Here is an 18,822-nt window from a genome sequence, read left to right as displayed (position 1 = left end):
CTAGCCGGCAATCCAATAATCCGGGTATTTATTGATATCAATGGCGGCGGCGAGCTCACTGATATCGCCAATAGCCTTCATGCCCATCAGGGCGCGCAAATCATTTTCGCACTTCATGATGGGCTCATTTACGGCCCTATTGAGCACATCGAACGTCGGCGACTCAAACGTATCCATATTGACGTTGCCGAACCACTTGCTCACGACGTAGTCAGCTTCCTCGTCGTCCGTGGCAACCCCCACCATCTGACGAGGCCATGTCTTGAGCAGCGACTCGCGATCGGCCTCGGCAATATCGAGCACTACGCTGCCGCCAAACGAAAACGACTCGCTCTCCATCCCGCCCAGCAACTCCGGCAGCGGGCAGCCAGAAGGTAGCGTCACCGTCACGCCGCCACAGCCCTTAAACGCACCGTTCTGGATGCCGACCACCTTATCGCACAGCTCAATCTCGGTGAGGTTCGAGCAGTGCGAGAAGGCGTTCGAGTCGATTACGGTTGGCCCCGTCAACACGCTCGCCAGATCGGCCTGCTTGATATCGAACGGCGCCGAGACTAGCGTGGCAGTACCGTCACCGTTGTCCTCGATCTTCCATTCATGGCTCTCGGTCGCATCGCTACCCGCCTGTATTACCGTAGAAGCCTCGACCAGCGGCAATCCCATCATGGTTCGCAGGCGATTCTCGGGCTCCAACAGATTCTTGGCCATCTGCGCCTCGATCGACTCGACCGTCGGCTCCGGGCCCTCCCCCATGAACCAATCGGAAAGCATGCCAAACTCCACGACACCGTAATACGCGTCGTAGTTGTCGTAACCGACGAGTCCGTAGACCCACGCATTAAGGTAGTCCTGCTCCATGCCATGGGGCACCGACAGATGAATGCGGCCGGCTTCCTCCTCGGCATCGGTTACGCCGTCAAAGGAGAAGCCCACGCCCGGCGACGGATAGCCCAGCGTCGCAATACCAGCACCGACCGTCAGGTTCGTAAAGTTGGCATCGTCGCCAAACACCGATGACGCCAGATAGTTGCGAGAGCCCATGCCCGTAACTGCGTCGTAGTCGCCCTTGGTGTCCGCCACGAACGATGCGCTCGCGAGCCTCGGGCAATTCGTGAATGCCTGGTCGTTGATTTCCATCGTCGCCGCATGCAAAGACACGGACGTAAGGTTCGTGCAGCCATCGAACGCCGACACACCGACGTGGATATCGTTATCGGGAAGGTCGATGTTCAGGTCGCCAGCAATGCCAGAATTCCTGAAGGCATAGCGATCGATATATGCCAGATGAGGAGCCGAAGCCCAATCGATATCCCACACGCCTCCGGTCCCCTCAAAGGCACCGGGTAGGTCCTTGGCGCCGGACGAGGAATAGCCACCAAAAATCTCAGTCGTACTCGGCAGCAGCTCAATCGTACCGTTGAGCACCGAAGGCGCACCGAGCAGGATGCTTGGCCTGTCTTCCTCATCGCCATCGAGATAGCCGTAGAGAAGGGCCGTATCGTCGCTTGGGACATCGCAACCAAAATCGTAAATGTCTTCGATAGTGACAAAGCGGCTGTCGTAGCCCTGCGAATCGCCATCGGGCGCATACCAGGTGCAGCCGGCCGGATTGGGATTCTCGGCCGTGGCAAAAACGCCCTTTTTAGCACGCGACGCCACAAAGCCCAGGCTCGTGCAGCCCTTAAAGGCATCGGCTCCCACCTCGATGCTATCGGGCGTGCCGATAAACACGCCCTGAAGGTTCTGGCAGTTCTCGAACGCGTTGCGGCCGATCGCACTCGTCTGCTCGCCCAGATTGACAAACATGAGCTCCGCGTCGCCCGAGAAAGCGTGCGGCGCAATGGAATCGACTTCGAGCCGCTCGCCGCTATCCGTCAGCAAGGTGCCGTCAAAGGTCGCGGGCAGATTACCGTTCTCATCGCCTGCAGCAGACAGCAAAATCGTCTTACCGGCGTTGACATAATACAAATAACCGTCTTGGGACAGGCTCGCCTTGATCACGCGCGCGTCGGGTGCACCGGCGGCGGCCTTGTGCTGCTCGACATACGCAACCTGCTCGTCGGTTACGCACACGATGGTCTGCACGGAACCGCCTGCGAGACTGCCGTCCTCGAGTGTCACGTTATCGGCAAACCATGGCATGAGCACCAACGTGTTAACCGATGTGTTGCCCGTAAAGGCACCCTTCATAATGGTGTTGCAAATCTGCACCAGGGCGATATTGGAACCCGTGTCGAGCACATAGCATAAATCGCTTTCGAGCTGCGAATTCATGTTGTACACCAGCCCCTGCGAGTACATGAGCCGGACGTCGGGATTACTCGCGGGCGATACGTAAACGCCGTAGGCGCGCTCCAGCTCGCCCGCATGCTCGGTAATAAAATCGAGCAGTGCGGCATCGTCAACGACAAGGGTGCAATCCCGCAGATTGCTCACGTCAACCTGGGGCAACTTGCCCCCTTTGGACGCGTGCAGAACAATACGGTCGAGCTTATTGCGATCGGGAATGGCAACACGGTCAATATCGGCAGGGACATCGAGTTCGCGCGTATTGTAGGGAACGCCCAAATACTCCCGGCCATCGCGAGAAGTCAAGATTCCCTCGTCCGTTGCGGCGTAGACGGGGTTATCCGACGCCACACGGTAGGCATCGAGCACCTGAAAACCCGCATTGACGTTGACGTAGTACACCGAGGACGGCAACTCCAGATTGTCGATCTGCCACGTAAAGCCTTCGCGCTGGCGGCTGTCGGTATAGGCGTCGACCGCCTGCACGCCCTGCGGAACACGCAGCGTCTCGGTGCCGCCATCCACCGACACGACCGACTCGTCCACATCGACGAGCGTCTGCAGGCGTGAGCTATTGGGACTGGTCGGGTCGTCGTCAAAGCGATAGTTTTCGTCGAGAGCATAACCCTGAAAGCGAACCTTGTAGGCGGGGTCGATGGACACGACATCGCCGGGAACCACCACATGGCGACCGGGCGTCAGCGTGTAGAAATACGGAGCGACTGCCTCGTTCTCGCGCCACCCCAGCAGCAGGGCATTGAGATAGCCCTCAGAATCGACGTGACCCGTCTGTTTCATAAAGGCTTCTTGCGTGTTGACATTCAGCAGGTTCACCTTGGAGCTCAGCGTGCTCCAAATCACGCTACGCTGGCCCATCGAATCGGGCTGACCGACCACAAACAGGCACGACTGCGCCGGCTGGATGGTAACGCTGCGCGTCGTCCACGCCGCATCCTGCGACAAGCGCAGCGAGACGTTTACCGTGAGCGGCTGGCTCGAGCACAGTACCGGATTCTGCTCGCCCGCGGCATTGGTCCACGAGTTGATGCGCAGATACGGAAACGTGGCGAACTCATCCTTGGTGCAGGCAAGATAGTACAGACCGATGCCATCACTCCAGTGGACATCCATGGCACAGAACAGCGTCCAGGCATCGAGCATCTGTCCATCGTAGATTGCATCCTCCATGGGTGTAATCTGCACCTTATTGGGATCGATCAATCCAGCCGCACCGTTAAACTGCGTAAAGAACGTTGTGTCTCCCATGGGAGCACCCTTTTGGGGCGTGGGGTCCTGAAAGAGATACTTATAGGAATTGACCGTCGAGTTTGCCGAGCCGCCGGAACCGCCACTACCGCCAGAACCGGCACCACCCGCGCCGCCGGCATTGCCGCCAGACGCTCCGCCCGCATTGATAACGGGGGCGTTCTGCCCGCCGCCCGAGCCGCCCGTGCCGCTGCCCGAGCCGCCCGCAACGCTCACGCCCGTACCATCGGCGCTGCCGGTGACGTTGTAGGCGGTCGTGCCGCTTTGCCCCGTCAGATTTGCCTGTCCCTGCGCGGTATCGAGCGGCGCCTGCTGCTCGCGTGCGCTCGTTTCCCGACTGTCGCTTTGCTCGTCGTGACGATTCGCCTCGGCATCCGTCGAAAGCGGACTGATCTGGTACGCCTCGCCGGACTCCGTGTCACCGTGGCTGTATGCAGCGATATACCCCGAAGGATCGAAGCTCAAATTACTCTGGGCCGGCTCAAAGGCCACCGTGCCAAATACGCCGACTGCAGCAACCGAAGCCGCCACCGCCACGACGCGCGTCGCAGCCAAAGGCTTGGCACGATACATATTTTTAGCGGCATGCTGAACACGCGCGGATGCACTCTGCGGCCCTTTTAACTTGGCCGATGCCGCATTTTTATGCGGAGCCATATGTTGAGGATGCTTCAGAAACACGTAAGACCTACTCCCTTTACAACGCGTACAGCATGTAGCGACGGAAGCGTTCAATAACATTTTGAGGCGCTGGCATGCTTCGATGCAGGCGCTCGGTAAGACGACGGAGCGTACGCAACTCGTTCGGTTTAAGCTGGCGGCCACCAAACGCATAGGCCTGATGGAGCTGAATCGCTCGGCGGTATTCCCACGGGTCAATCTCGGGGAACGCCGTGGCAAAGGCATCCAGGCAATCGAGCGGCTTGGTCTCGTCGAAGGCGTCCACGCCGCTTTGCTTCATCACCAGGGCAAGATAGCCGTAGAGTGCCGGCACACATATATCCTGCTCATCGTTCTCGATGGCTCGCGTGCGCAAAACGCGCAAGACGAACCTGCGAACGAACAGGGCGAGCAGGACGGCAATCACCGCGCCGGTCAAACCGACTCCGACTTTGGCCGCAACAGGGATGCTGTGCGACACCGGCACATCCTCGCGATGCTTATCCTCGCCCCGACCAGCGACCGAGCCCACATCGAGCGTCTTATCGTCGGCGCCGCTGCTCCACGCCTCGCCCACGTCGATAATTTTATCGGCATCGAGCGTCTGGCTATAGTACCCAGGGGTGACCTCGACGGGCGTCCATCCCTGCCCGTCGAGGTAGATCTCGGTCCACGCGTGTGCATCGGCAGCCGTCAAGTCCAGCGGCACGCCCGCGTCGACGGCAGCGGCAAGCCGATTGTCAGCCGCCCGATAGCCCTCGACATAGCGCGCGGGGATTCCCTGAGATCGAAACGCGAGCGTTGCCGCCGTGGCAAAGTAGGCAGAGTTGCCCTCGTGCGCCGAGCCTAAGAACCACGCGACAAACGACGTCGCCCCGGTATAGGCTGGCGGGTTATCCGTCTGCCCCGCAAGCGAAGCCATCATCGTGCGAACGCGACTGATCACGGCTGCATCCGAAACATTCGCCTGAGCATCCCAGCTGTCGCTCGAGAACAGGTATGCATCGACTGCATCCCGCTCCTCCTCGCGAACGTCCAGGTATTTATCGCGGACAAAGGCGGCGTACACCCGCTCGCTTTTTGCGTAATCGCTCTCGGAGGATGCCAACCAGCTTGAATCTGCAATGACGTCGTCCATCGACACGTTATCGACGACCAGGCTATATGCCTTAGACGGCAACAGGTCCGTGCTGAGCATCGTCGAGCTCGTCAACATCGCAGCGGTACCGCTCAGCGAGCGCAGCGTATAGGGAGCATAGGCGTATCGGCGGTTGGCGCCCGAGGCGTAGACCGAAATCTCAACCGTCTCGACAGGCTCGCCGTCCTCACGCTCGGCCTCGGCATCAAACGCGGCGCGTTGCTCGGCTACCGTCAAACCGTTCTGGTGCAGCCACGCACGCATGCCGGACCATTCGCCCTCGTAGGACATCCAGTCGCCGCGTCCCCACGACACGCCGTCAAACGTCGTGCCCACAAAACCCTTCATGAGCAGATCGTCATCAAGCGTCTTGTTGGCAGTAAGCGACAGCGTTGTGGAGTCTCCTTCGTTCATGTCCGCCGCTTGCGAAAGGTCGCCCTCGGGCAGCGTATCGTCCCCAAATCGGAGGCTCTGGACTGCCTTGACGGCAGACGCCGACATGGCGGACAACTCGGGAAGAGGCTGCACAAGGGAGCCAGTCAGCACAAAGAGAACGCCACATGCGGCACAGAGACCGCCAAGGCCGACAAGGACCTGGGATAAACCTACCGTAGAGCCCCGCAACTCGCGAGCACGGCACTGGACAAGCCAGCCCGCAACGCCGAGCGTCATAGACATCGTGCAATCACCGAGCTGCAATATCATAGAATCAGCGCCGCAAATAACGACGATTAAGAGCGTGGGCCACGAGACGCTCAAGTTGGCAAAAAGCCAACCAAATGAGCCGGCAAACACACCGGCGAGCACTGCCAGCGGCACAGCTTCACACAGCGTGCCAGCATCTGCCACCAAAGGAATATACAGCTCACAGATTGAATTGATACGAGCGATTACGGCATTGACGCAGGCATAGAAGCCCCAGCGCGCCGAAGGAACCAAGAGTGCGCATGCAAGCGCCACGAACGCCGCGGCCAAGGCGATCCAGAAGGGAGTCTTTTTCGAAGTCATTGAGGTGCCCAAAGCGCCCAGTACAACAGCCACGCCAGCGGCGACGGTAAGCATGACCCCCATGCACGTTGCACTCAGGCACCCGGCAATCGCGCAGGAGAAGCTTGCAGACAGTAAAACCGCGGGAGCCACCGACAGGAACACGGCGACAACGCGGCCGTTCGAAGCGACGCGCTCCGTCGAGGTAAGAGTCACAAAGTCCATGCTAGAGCTCCAGACTCTTGATACGAGCCGAATCGCTCGATACCGGGCAATGGGTGATGGAGTAGTTGGCGCCGCGCTCGATGCTATACGACTCGACTGAATCCGACACATGGAGCACCGACAGATCGGTCAGACGGCCCAAATCGATATAGACCTGCTCATCGACACCCAACGTCACCAGCACCGTTTTGCTAATGCCCCGTGCCGCCATAAGCTTGGCATACTGCTCGTTTGATGTTGGATGGGCAGGGCCAAGCGGCGTTGCCGTCAAAGCATCGAGCATCTTATTAAAACCACGTCGGTCATCGACGGGATAGGCAGCCAGGGGGCCTTCGGGGACAGCTACGACCATATGATGGTATCCCTGACGCATAAGCGCCAGCGATATCGACGCGGTAAAGCTCAGTACCGCAGAAAGAAGCTCGGGGCGGCTTGAGTGCTCAAAATCGCACGCAAACGCACCGAACAAGACGGCGATCGTGTGGTCTTGGGGGCGTGAGGCCTCGCGCACCAGCACGTCGTCAAAGCGCGTCGACAGCTTCCAGTGGATCGACTTGACCGCATCGCCCTCGTGATAGGGCCTCACGTCAAAGACCTCGGAGGCGTCCTGGCCGCTTCGATGGGGATCATAGCTCGTGCCCTCAAGACCGGCAGAAGCACTTTGGCGAGGATCGACCTGGATGTCGAGCACTTCGGGATAGACCGTAAACAACCCGTTAAAGTCGGCGTCCTCCAGAGCAAGCGACGTAAAGCCCATCTCATCGACCAGGCGCGCGGTATCAAGGGTAATGGTGTGCGCGCCACAAACGGTCGAATCGAGCTCTAGCTCAAACAAGGCGGGCCTACCCATCGCGGGGGCAAGGCTTACGGAACGGACCGTCCGCGTTCCCGTCAGCTGGTTGTACACCGAAAACGACAGCTCCATGCGACCGCGAAACATAAGCGGGCGGTCGAGCGTGATGTGCAATGCAAGCGGTGCGTTTACGACACACGACCGGGAAAGCTCAAAGCCAAGCTTGAGCAAGGCGACGCTTGAGCGGCACGCCGCCACCGTGACCACGGGCATGGCGATCAACGCCGCGGCAGCAGCAAGCGCAGCCGCATTGGCGGTAAACACGAACGCGGCAAGCAGGAGCGCGACGGACACGATATAGGTAATCTTGTTGGCAATCATGGACGTAGCGTAGGGCGCACAAGGCAAACGAGCCGCTACGAGCGGCCGCGAGCCTGGCCCATGGACGGGGCGGGAACGGTGGCGAGGATGCGATCGAGAACGTCCTCGGCGGTAATCGATTCGATACGGGCCTGGGGGCGCAAAACGAGACGGTGGATGCAGACGACCTTAAACACCTCGCGCACGTCCTCGGGCACCACATAGTCGCGCTCGCGAATCAATGCGCAGGCGCGCGCCATGCGAGTGAGCGCGATGATGCCACGGGGACTCACGCCCAGCTCAACAAGGTCGTCATTGCGGGTCTCCTCGCACAGGCGCACGATATAATCCAGCACCGTGTCGGCAACCTGTACATTGCCCAGGTAGTTTTGGATATCGAGCAGGTCATCGCAGGCAACCATGGGCTTGATGTCGTCGAGCGGGTTGGCATAGCGACGGGCCTTGAGGATATCGATCTGGTCCTGGCGCGACGGATAGCCAACGGACAGGCGAACCATAAAGCGGTCGAGCTGGCTATCGGGCAGCGGCTGAGTGCCCGCCGAGCCCACCGGGTTCTCGGTTGCGATACACACGAAGGGACGCGGGACCTGATGCGTCTGCCCATCAATCGTCACCGCGCGTTCTTCCATAACCTCGAGCAGGGCCGACTGCGTCTTTGCGCTGGTACGGTTGATCTCGTCGCCCAGCAGCATGTTGCAGTTGACGGCGCCCCACACAAAGCGAAACACGCCGGCGTCGCGGTCGAACATCGTAAAGCCCGTAATGTCCGAGGGCAGCGTATCGGGCGTAAATTGCACGCGCTTAAAGTCCAGACCCAGTGCACGCGAAAGAGCCAGGGCCAGCGTCGTCTTGCCGGTACCGGGCACATCCTCCAGCAGGATGTGGCCGCCGGCATAGATGGCCATGAGAGCTTTCTCGATCACATCGCGCTTGCCCAGCAGGGCGCGGCTCACTTCATTGATGATGCTGTTGGACTGTTCGACAATCACGGTTACTCATTTCCTCGGTAAGCTGCCTCGGCCGTCGCGGCCGCCAGCTGTGCTTTCAAAACGTTCAGATCGATGGGCTTGCCCACATGTCCGTTCATGCCCACACTGCGCGAGCGCTCAACGTCCTCGGTGTAGTCATTGGCAGAAAGCGCAATGATGGGAATGGCGCCGGCGTCCTCACGATCGAGCCCTCGAATCCGTTCCGCCGCTTCCCAGCCGTTCAGCACGGGCATCTGAATATCCATGAGGATCGCATCGTACGTGCCCACGGGCATGCTCCGGAATCGCTCAACGACCGCTTGGCCGTTCTCGGCGCGATCAACCGCCGCGCCTCGTCTTGCCAGCAGCTCAATCACGATCATGGCATTGATTTCGTTATCCTCCGCCAGCAGGAATCGCTTGTCCTCAAACTGGTAGGTAAACGACGACCCCATGGAATCGAGCGCCGTCTCGAGCGTCTGCTCCTTAAGCTTGAGCTCCTCGACCTGCTCCGGCGTGGCAAGTCGCAGCGGGATGTAGGCCGAAAACGTCGAACCGCGACCAGGCTCGGTATCGACGACGATCTCGCCGCCCATCAGGTCGACGAGCGCGCTCGTGATGGCCATACCCAAGCCCGTTCCGCCGTAGCGGCGCGCAATGGTGCGGTCCTCCTGCTCAAACGGCTTAAAGATCTTGCTGATGTAGCGCGGGTCCATGCCCTTGCCCGTGTCGCGCACGCGCAGCATATAACTCACGCCGTCGTCTGTCCGGTACATCTCGCGCAGGGTTACGGTAACGCTGCCGCCCCGCTCGGTAAACTTGACCGCGTTGGAGATAAAGTTGATGACGACCTGCGATAGGCGCATGCGATCGCCCACGACAAAGACGTTTTCGCAGTCCTCCAGATTGACCGAGTACGCAAGCCCCTTGTCGGCTGCCTGCGAGGTAAACATGCGTTCAATCTCGTCGGCAAACAGACGCAAATCAAACGGTGCATCGTCAATGCGCACGCGCCCGCTGTTGAGGCGGCTCATGTCAAGCATGTCGTTGATAAGCGAAAGCAAATAGGCCGAAAGCTGCGAGGCGCGAGACAAGTCATCCATCAGGCGAGACTCATCCGCATGGTGCTCGCGAGCAAGCGAAATCATGCCCTCGATGCCATTGAGCGGCGTGCGGATCTCGTGGCTCATCTGGTTCATATAGTCCGTGCGCGCGTTGGCGGTCTCGACGGCGCGATCGCGCTCGGCCTCCGCCTTGGCGATGCGCTCGTTTTCGGCCGTTACATCGACTGCAGAAACCAGGTACTGGGTGCCGTTCTGTATGAGCGAAATCGTAAACCTTATGCTGAGCTGCGATTTTGCTCCATGGGGCGCATGGTAGGAGCACAGGAGGTTCAGCGGGGTCACATGGTCCCAGTCCCTCACCTGTCGCTGCATGCGAACGCGGTCGCTATTGGGGATAAAGCGGTATAGTGTCTCGATGTCGTCGCCGATACGCTCGGACGACACGCCAAATACGCGTTCGAAATTTGGGGTGATATAGAGCGGAAGGCAGTCGTTGGCGCGCAAGACCAGAGCAACGTTGGGCCCTTGCTGCGCAAGCGCCTCTTCAAACAGCCGACGCGCTCGGTCCGCGTCGCGCTTCTCGTGTGAACCGAACAGCCCCAATATGCCCCCTTTTTTATTCAAAGGCTCATTCTACCAGCTCAAAAGCACGTTACAGAAATGATGCTCCGCAAAAGTTACCTATGAGTGACATAAAAACGCGCCCGACGGCAATCTTGCCATCGGGCGCGTCTTGTTACTCGGGCCAGATAAACTGTGTGCGGCCGGCCTCGCCGCCATCGATCAGCAGGCTCTGCCCGGTCATAAACCGGTTGGTCACGCCCACAAAGTAGATCCACTCGGCGATCTCTTGGGCGGTGGCCCAGCGTTTAAGCGGCGTGAGCTCCATAATCTGGTTCCACAGGTGTTCGTCTTCCATCACGCAACGGTTGAGCGACGTGATAACGCCGCCCGGGTCCACGCTGTTGGCGATGGCCTGCGGCGCCAGGCGGTTTGCAAGGTTCTTGGTGTAGGCGATAACGCCGCCCTTGCTGGCGGCATAGGCGGGAAACTCCGATCCCGTATGCCCGCTCGCCGACCCCACATTGACCACGGATGTAATGGCCGGCGCCGGCTTGGCGGCAAGCCCCTCCCCTACAAAGGCATAGCGCTCGGTCACGTTGATGGTGCCGCACAGGTTGGCGGCAATATCGTCGGCCGAATCCTGTGTACCGGCAACGTTCACGATTACCTGGGGTTCAAGCTCGCCTGGAAACGAGTCCGGCTCGCGGACATCAACGATCAGATGGCGGTAGCGCTCGTGTTCGATCGCCGCCGGCAGCAGATCAAAGCCCACGACCTCGTGGCCCTCGTCCAAAAAGCGCTGCACGCACGCGACTCCGATACCGCCCGAAGCGCCCGTGATCAAAACCCGCATATCTGCTCCTTAGGCGGTTGCGTGGCGCTCGAGGTACTCGGCGCCCACATTCTCGCGCTCCCAGCCACGCACGACCTTGTAGCCCACGGGGCTCAGGAAGACCTCACACAGCAGCTCGGCAACAGCGCCGGTCAGCGAGCACATAAGGACCTGCACCCAGGTCCAGCCAAAGAACGTGTGGCTCACCACAATGGCAAAGACCAGGTTGTCGATAAACTGGCCAACGCCCGTGGACACATAGGAGCGGAAGGCAAAGCTCGCAAAGTTATTCTTTTTGAGCATACGGCCGAGCGACTGGTTGAGCGTGGAGTTAACCACGGCAGAAACGAGCATTGCCAGCGAAGAGCCAAGCACCACGTACCAGGTGCCGCCGATGGTGGCGTTAAGGGCGGTGTTGACCTCGATCATACCCGTGTCGTAGTAGGCGCCCCACATGCCGGGCGTGAGCGAGCATGCCCAAAAGCACAGGCTCACGGCCAGATTAACCAGCAGCGCGAGGATAGAGATTTTGATGGATGCCTTGGCGCCAAAGCGCTTGCAGATCATGTCCTGGCACAAAAACGAAACCCAGCTCACCACAAAGCCGCAATCGAGTGCCAGATACGGCAGGCTGATAAGCTCTTTGTTGGCCAGCAGGTTCATCATGATGACGCTCACGAAAAACAGCGAAACCGTTGCCGCGGGAATGCTCCGCAACAGGACCTTGTAGTCCTCCATGACCTTCTTGATCATTATGTACTCCTTTGGTTTTAGGTTTAACGAGCAGGATATCGGACCCGAACTGCTCGGACGCCCCGGTCTTGAGACGACGGTGGGTATGATAGCCGCTCACACGGCATCAGGCAAGCAAACGGCGCGGCAGCCCCGCAGGTCCACCGCGCCGATGCGCTAAAACGCTACGTTGCCAAACTCCGACAGGATAAGGTCGGGGTTGTGGTCGGTTGCCCAGTCCACGTTCCACGGGCTCGTGAACAGCAGCAGCTTACCGCCGCGCATGTCCTCGACGCGCAGGGTATCGCGCGTGAGCGAAAGGCCCGGGATGTCGATGGTGTCGGGGTCGTTTTGGATCCAGCGGATGTCCGTATAGGGCAGCGGCTGGCGACGAACCTCAACACGGTACTCGGCCTTAAGACGGCGCTCGAGCACCTCAAACTGCAGCACGCCGACCACGCCCACGATGACGCTCTCCATGCCGGCACCCAGCTCGCGGAAGATCTGGATGGCACCCTCCTGGGCAAGCTCCTCCATACCCTTCACAAACTGCTTGCGCTTGAGCGTGTCGACCTGCGTAATGCGAGCGAACATCTCGGGGGCGAACGTCGGGATCTGCGGATACTGCACGCGGCGCTTACCGGAGCACACGGTGTCGCCGATGCTAAAGATGCCCGGGTCGAACAGACCAACGATATCGCCAGCGTACGCCTCGTCCACGATGGCGCGGTCGTCGGCCATCATCGAGGTGCCCGTAGCCAGCTTGAGCTTGCGGTTGCCCTGCACATGGAAGGCATCCATGCCGCGCTCGAACTTGCCCGAGCAAATGCGCACAAAGGCAATGCGGTCGCGGTGGTTCTTGTCCATGTTGGCCTGGATCTTAAACACGAAGCCGCTAAAGTCGTTCTCGGCGGGCGCGACCGGCTCGCTGGTGAGCGTATCGGTATAGGCACGCGGCGTCGGGGCCAGACGCAGGAACTCCTTGAGGAAGGGCTCCACGCCAAAGTTGGTGAGCGCCGAGCCGAAGAACGCCGGGCTCAGCTTGCCGCAGGCCACGGCATCCAGGTCGAGCTCGTCGCCGGCGCCATCGAGCAGCTCGATGTCGTCCATCAGGTTCTTGTGGTTCTCCTCGCCGATGAGCTCATCCATGGCCGGATCGCCCAGCTCGGCCTCGACCTCGGCGACCTTCTTGGTGGCGTTGGCGTGACCGTCGCCCTCAAAGGCGATAACGCGACGGGTCTGGCGATCGAACACGCCGCGGAAGTTGCGGCCGCTGCCGATCGGCCAGTTCATGGGATACGTATTGATACCCAGGACGTTCTCGATCTCTTCCATGAGCTCAAACGGATCGCGAGCCTCGTGGTCGAGCTTGTTCACAAAGGTAAAGATGGGAATATGGCGCAGCGTACAGACCTTAAAGAGCTTTTTGGTCTGGGCCTCGACGCCCTTAGCGCCGTCGATGACCATGACTGCGGCGTCGGCGGCCATAAGGGTACGGTAGGTATCCTCCGAGAAGTCCTGGTGGCCGGGGGTATCGAGGATGTTGACGCAGGCGCCGTTGTAGGTGAACTGCAGCACCGAGGAGGTAACGGAAATACCGCGCTCCTTCTCGATGTCCATCCAGTCCGAGACGGCATGCTTGGCCGAGCTCTTGCCCTTGACCGAGCCGGCAGTCTGGATGCTGCCGGTATAGAGCAGCAGTTTCTCGGTAAGCGTGGTCTTACCGGCGTCCGGGTGGCTGATGATCGCGAATGTGCGGCGCGACGAGATTTCATCCGACAGGCTTGCCATGCGGATCCTTTCTTGCATTGAGTGCATTACGTCGTTGTAACCGCACTATTGTAGCCGCGAAATCCCGCCATAGGGCACCTATCAGGACAAATTCATCAGCCGAGCTCGCTGTGCACCGGGCAGCCGTCTCAAGGACTATCTCGATCTGTAACAGATAGCCGCCAAAATCGACTCCAGATGTTACAGATCGAGATAAACGGTTGGGAAGACCAACACCGTCTCAATCTCCGTCTCAATCTGTAACAGAAAGACGGGTTTTGAGCCTCTGCCTGTTACAGATTGAGATAAACAAGCAGGCAGGCAACCAATGTCTCAATCTGTAACAGATAGCCGCCAAAATCGGGGCTAAGTGTTACAGATTGAGACAAACAGGCAGGAAGGTCGGGGCTGTCTCAATCTGTAACATCTAACTGCCAAAATCGGCTCCAGATGTTACAGATCGAGACAAACGAACGAAGGGACAGACGAGCCCACATTTCCTCTTGCATAACTGTGCATAGTGTATATATACTGTGCTTACCGGTTATATACACGTGTAGCCCAACAGCTAAGGAGCCGCTGTGGACATTATCCTATCCAATTCGAGCGACAAGCCCATCTACGAGCAAATAACCTCGCAGGTCAAAGCCCAGATCCTTTCGGGCACGCTCGCTGCGGGAGCCAAACTCCCCAGCATCCGCTCACTCGCGAGCGATCTTGGCGTGAGCGTCATCACCACCAAGCGCGCCTACGCCGACCTGGAGCAGCTCGGGTTTATCTGCACCGTGCAGGGCAAGGGCTGTTTTGTCGCCGAGGGCAACCAGGAGCTTTTGCGCGAAAACCAGCTCTGTCATATCGAAGAGCTGCTTGCGAAAGCGGCAAGCCAAGCCGAAGCCTTGGGCGTCACGCGCGACAAGCTGCACGAGATGCTCGACCTCGTAGCCCCCGAAACCATGCAGTAGCCATCTGCAAGAAAGGCTATACCATGCAAAACTTGCTAGAAATCAAAGGTGCATCGCGCCGCGTGAGCGACCGTTTCTCGCTGCGCGACGTCACGCTTGCCGTGGAGCCCGGTCAGATTGTCGGCTTTGTGGGCGTAAACGGTGCCGGCAAGACGACGACTATTCGCGCCGCGCTTGGGCTTATCAAACTCGATGTCGGCGAGGTGCACCTGTTTGGGCAGCGCTGTGGCGCCGACGCGCCCGATGAAGCGCAGCGCTGCTTGCACTCCCGCGTCGGTCTTGTCCTGGACACGTGCCCCTTCCCCTCCACGCTCAGGGTGGGCCAGATCGAGTCGCTCGTAGGCCCTGCGTACCCCACGTGGGACCGCAAAACGTTCGCCGGATTCATCAACCGATTTGGCCTCGATCCCAGGACAAAGGTCAAGGACCTCTCCCGCGGCATGGGCATGAAACTGCAGCTCGCCTGTGCGCTCAGCCACAATGCCAAGCTGCTCGTTTTGGACGAAGCCACCGCGGGCCTCGATCCCATGGCACGCGAGGAACTGCTTGATGAGCTGCTTGCCTTTGTCGCCGACGGCCAGCGCAGCGTGCTGCTCTCGAGCCACATTACGTCCGACCTCGATCGCACTGCCGACCGCGTCATCTGTATCGATAACGGCTCGATTGTGTTTGACCTGCCGCGCGAGGACATTACCGACCGCGCCGGCATCGCCCACTGTACCCAAGCACAGGCCGCCGAGCTTACGGCTTGCGTCGAAGGCGCCCGCGCCGCCCACCACGCCTACAGCGTGGACGTGCTCGTGCCCAACCGTCGCGATACGCTCGAGGCCTTTCCCGAGATTCCCTGCGATCGGGCAACCATTGATGATTATCTTCGCCTCATGCTGAAAGGGGCTTCGAAATGAAACGCGCCTTTATGTCCGAGCTCGCCATCGTTCGCACGCTTATCCCGAGTATCGCGGGCGTCGGCCTGTTCATATTCGTCGTGCTGACTCTCGCCAACGCATCGGATGGAGATTCCGGCATGAGTGCCGGCGCCTGCGCGGTCAGCGCCATGTCGCCCATCATGGTCATGAACTCGCTGGCCGGCTTCGACAATCAAAACGGATGGGAGCGTTATCGGGCAATGCTGCCCCTCTCGCGCAAAGACATCATCTGCGCACGCTACCTGTGTATCGTTGCTTTCTCGGCCATCATGGCATGTGCGGCTGCACTGTTGAACATCGTCACCATCCCACTCTTCAATAATGCGGGCATTCCCCCGACGGGACAGGCCGTCTTTGAGATCGCAGCCGCGTCGGCAGCCTCGATGCTCATCTCCCTCATGATGGTGTTTTTGACGCAGCCGCTGTTCTTTCGTTTTGGACACATGGAGGCGCTGCGCCTGTCCGTTGGTCTGTTTGCCTTGCTCGGTTGCCTTGCCATGGCCACGCTGAGCTCCTCCAACCCCATCAGCAACTGGCTTATGTCGATTGCCGGGGCGAACCCCGATCCTGCCGTCCTCGGCTGTCTGTGCGCAGGAATTGCCGCGCTGGCCCTCGTGCTATGCGCACTGAGCTGCGCCGTCAGCACCAAGGTTTATCGAGTACGCGATCTGTAAGCATGCGAGTCTCGATCCACGAAGGGAGTGATCGCCCCCCTCCCCGCAAATCCGTGGCAAACGGCATGTCCCCGGCGTGCGCCACCGCGCTACTTGCGCAGCGGCTTGGGCAGCGGAATGCCTGCCGCAATGACGGCGGCGATGATCATGCAGACGATACCCTTGAGCGGGAAACACATGAGCAGCAGGCCCACGACCATGACCGGCTGACGCATGACCGCACCCATCGTCGATGCCGTGCAGACGGCGACGCAAAAGACCGGATTGGCGCCGGTAAGGATGGCAAGGCCGTAGCCCAGGCTCACGCCCGAAAAGATAACCGGGAAGAAGTGACCGCCGCGCCAACCGAGGTTGATGAGGGCGGGCGTCAGCATGGCCTTAACAAGACCGGTCGCGATAAGCACGCCAGCGGGAATGGTCAGATAGGTCTCCATGAGCACGTCGGCTTGGGTCTCGCCGGCAAACATAGTGTAGGGCAGGACCGTGCCACAGATGGCGAGCGCCAGACCGGCTAGCATGGCCTTGACGACAGGGCGCCCCCCTATGGCATGGGACAGTGCCTCGCTTGCATGCTCAGAGACAAAGTACAGCCAGCCGCAGATTGTTCCGATCAGCGACAGAGGAATAAGCCAGGTAAGCTCCAGGTTGCCCACCTCGGCGGCCTCGAACCTGGGCATGCCCATGCCGCCGCCCACAAGCTGGCCAAGCAGCAGGTAGGTACCCAGACCGCCGGCAATCGCAATGCCGTAGACCACGGTCTTTTGCGCCTTGGGAAGCTTGATCGTGATCTCATCGGACGCGGACTCATCGTCATTAGCGCCCTGGCCGTCGGCGCTACCGGCGAGCGGCGCCACAAAGCCAAACACGGGCGCGGTAAAGAGCGCCGTCAGGGCAGCCTGGGTACCCAGCAGCGTAAGCTCCCTAAACTCGGCGCCAAAGCGACGCATGCGGTCGCCGACCCAGCTGCACAGACCCGCGATAACGCCGGTCAGGCCGGCCTCCGGTCCAATGCTTCCGCCAAACAGCAGCGGCAGCAATGCCGCAAGCGAAAGCTTGCCGAGGTTGTCGTACGGGTAGCGACCGTCTTGCTTAACCTTGGCCATCACCTGGTTGAGGTCATCGGTCTTGGTGCCCGTCATCTTTTCGTACAGACCGATCAGCAGGCCGCCCAGCAGGCAGACGAAAAACGGGTACGGCAAAAAACCGAACGGACCGCTCGCGAGCTCGGGCGAAGCGACGCCCAGCATATGAGGGATCTCGGTCCATAGATAGTCGATACCGTGCTCCATCGCAAAGAAAAACAGCCAGACCGCGGCGCCCGCAAACGCACCGGTCACGGCCACGCTCACTAAAAACAGCGCACGGTTTTTGGGTTTTGCAAGGTTATCCATCGGGACCTCCCGTGGTCAAAATCGACAAAGATACGTTTTATTGTAGAGCGAGCGTTGCCCGAACGAGCCAACCATCTGCGCCGCAAACGGCACCATTGGGAGTCATAGTGGGGCAGGCTCAAGACTTATCCGGTAATAATCGAGGCAATCTCGCGCAAATCGTCGGCAAAGTAAATGCCGTGCTGGCGCTGCGGGCTCGATAAGCCCTTATCAATCATGTGTCCGAGCAGCGCCTTGAGGTCGTTGTAGTAACCGTCCAGGTTATACAGGATGCACGGCGCACTCAGATGCCCCAGCGACACGGCCGACATGACCTCGGCAATCTCCTCGAGCGTACCCGTCCCACCGGGAAAGGCGATGAACGCGTCACCGAGCTCAATCATCTTGGCCTTGCGCTCGGCCATGTCGCTCGTCACGATGAGGTCGTCGATGCCATCGTGCTGAAACTCGGCCTCGATAAAAAAGCTCGGCTCCACGCCCGTCACGTGTCCACCGGCATCGAGTACGCTATCGGCGAGCGCACCCATCAGGCCCGATTTGGACCCGCCGTATACCAGCGCGTGCCCGTTGGAGCCAATCCAGTTGCCCAGCTCTTGCACCGCAGGCAAAAATGCTGGGTCGTTACCAACGCTGGCGCCCAGGTATACCGTGATATTCATATTTAGTCCCCCTCATCGTGACGCGCGGCGCCCGTTCTAGCGTTGGCGTCGGCGATATTCGCGCACACGGCGCGATAGGTCGGCAAGCTCGTCACGATCGAGCTCTTCCAAATGCTCAAGATCGTCCATAAAGCGCGCCATGGTGTCCTTTTGGCGCATCTTGATGAGCGTATTGCAGTAGTTCACCGCCACGCCCGTGAGCATGGCGATGTAGAAGATGCTGATGACGCTCAAAACGACAGTGATAGCGCGGGCAACCGGCGTCTCGGCCGGGATATCGCCAAAGCCGATGGTCGATACGGTCTCAAAGCTAAACCAGAGGCCGTCGCCAAACGTAAGGGTCGTGGGCTCGGACAGCCAGACGGCCGTCGAGCACAGCAGATAGAAGACGAGAAACAGGCCCGTGATGCGTGCAAAGCCAGCCTGGCGCAACACGTCGGCAAGCGTCCTCAACTTGTTCATCGCGACCCCTTTTCCAGACGCCCAATCAAATTCGCTCGTTATTGTCCCCAACTGCCGGGAGTGACCGTTTAGCGGTGCG

14 protein-coding genes are annotated in these 18,822 nt (G+C 59.7%); 3 read left to right on the top strand and 11 right to left on the bottom strand.

Annotated elements, in window-relative coordinates; all coding sequences use genetic code 11:
- The 8 genes from OGM60_02695 to OGM60_02660 all read right to left on the bottom strand — a co-directional run bounded on the left by OGM60_02695 (position 1) and on the right by OGM60_02660 (position 13,690).
- Positions 1–4,212, bottom strand: a complete 4,212-nt coding sequence (locus OGM60_02695) for a leucine-rich repeat domain-containing protein (protein ID UYI99717.1) — start codon at positions 4,210–4,212, stop codon at positions 1–3.
- A 40-nt stretch (positions 4,213–4,252) separates the two neighbouring features.
- Positions 4,253–6,565 carry a transglutaminase-like domain-containing protein gene (locus tag OGM60_02690; protein UYI99716.1) on the bottom strand — a complete coding sequence of 771 codons (2,313 nt, stop codon included), beginning with the start codon at positions 6,563–6,565 and terminating at the stop codon, positions 4,253–4,255.
- Between the two features lies 1 nt (position 6,566).
- Positions 6,567–7,739 (bottom strand): DUF58 domain-containing protein, encoded by a 1,173-nt coding sequence (locus tag OGM60_02685; protein ID UYI99715.1) that lies wholly within the window; start codon positions 7,737–7,739, stop codon positions 6,567–6,569.
- Between the two features lie 35 nt (positions 7,740–7,774).
- A complete protein-coding gene (locus OGM60_02680) occupies positions 7,775–8,728 on the bottom strand; it encodes a MoxR family ATPase (protein ID UYI99714.1) in 954 nt (317 codons plus the stop codon).
- A gap of 2 nt (positions 8,729–8,730) precedes the next feature.
- Complete coding sequence (locus OGM60_02675) at positions 8,731–10,374, bottom strand: ATP-binding protein (GenBank protein ID UYI99713.1); 1,644 nt, start codon at positions 10,372–10,374, stop codon at positions 8,731–8,733.
- Between the two features lie 133 nt (positions 10,375–10,507).
- Positions 10,508–11,188 carry an SDR family oxidoreductase gene (locus tag OGM60_02670; protein ID UYI99712.1) on the bottom strand — a complete coding sequence of 227 codons (681 nt, stop codon included), beginning with the start codon at positions 11,186–11,188 and terminating at the stop codon, positions 10,508–10,510.
- A 9-nt stretch (positions 11,189–11,197) separates the two neighbouring features.
- Positions 11,198–11,920, bottom strand: a complete 723-nt coding sequence (locus OGM60_02665) for a VUT family protein (protein ID UYI99711.1) — start codon at positions 11,918–11,920, stop codon at positions 11,198–11,200.
- A gap of 156 nt (positions 11,921–12,076) precedes the next feature.
- Positions 12,077–13,690: a peptide chain release factor 3 gene (locus OGM60_02660; GenBank protein ID UYI99710.1), complete on the bottom strand. Its 1,614-nt coding sequence runs from the start codon at positions 13,688–13,690 to the stop codon at positions 12,077–12,079.
- A gap of 560 nt (positions 13,691–14,250) precedes the next feature.
- On the opposite strand from OGM60_02660, the gene OGM60_02655 reads away from it, so the two are divergent.
- The 3 genes from OGM60_02655 to OGM60_02645 are packed head-to-tail and all read left to right on the top strand — an operon-like array spanning position 14,251 to position 16,231.
- Entirely contained in the window at positions 14,251–14,631 is a 381-nt protein-coding gene (locus OGM60_02655; protein ID UYI99709.1) for a GntR family transcriptional regulator, read from the top strand.
- Positions 14,632–14,654: 23 nt separating this feature from the next.
- Positions 14,655–15,536, top strand: coding sequence for an ABC transporter ATP-binding protein (locus tag OGM60_02650; protein UYI99708.1), 882 nt, complete (start codon positions 14,655–14,657; stop codon positions 15,534–15,536).
- A complete protein-coding gene (locus OGM60_02645) occupies positions 15,533–16,231 on the top strand; it encodes an ABC-2 transporter permease (protein ID UYI99707.1) in 699 nt (232 codons plus the stop codon). Before OGM60_02650 ends, OGM60_02645 begins: the two co-directional genes overlap by 4 nt.
- A gap of 89 nt (positions 16,232–16,320) precedes the next feature.
- On the opposite strand, the gene OGM60_02640 is transcribed toward OGM60_02645, so the two are convergent.
- From OGM60_02640 to OGM60_02630, 3 genes are all read right to left on the bottom strand, one after another.
- A complete protein-coding gene (locus tag OGM60_02640; protein ID UYI99706.1) occupies positions 16,321–17,622 on the bottom strand; it encodes a chloride channel protein in 1,302 nt (433 codons plus the stop codon).
- A 125-nt stretch (positions 17,623–17,747) separates the two neighbouring features.
- A complete protein-coding gene (locus tag OGM60_02635) occupies positions 17,748–18,281 on the bottom strand; it encodes a TIGR00730 family Rossman fold protein (protein UYI99705.1) in 534 nt (177 codons plus the stop codon).
- A 36-nt stretch (positions 18,282–18,317) separates the two neighbouring features.
- A complete protein-coding gene (locus tag OGM60_02630) occupies positions 18,318–18,743 on the bottom strand; it encodes a potassium channel family protein (GenBank protein ID UYI99704.1) in 426 nt (141 codons plus the stop codon).
- Positions 18,744–18,822 lie beyond the last annotated feature (79 nt).

Source organism: Coriobacteriaceae bacterium, from assembly GCA_025757745.1.
Classification (GTDB): domain Bacteria; phylum Actinomycetota; class Coriobacteriia; order Coriobacteriales; family Coriobacteriaceae; genus Collinsella.
This window is presented reverse-complemented; position numbering and strand designations above follow the sequence as displayed.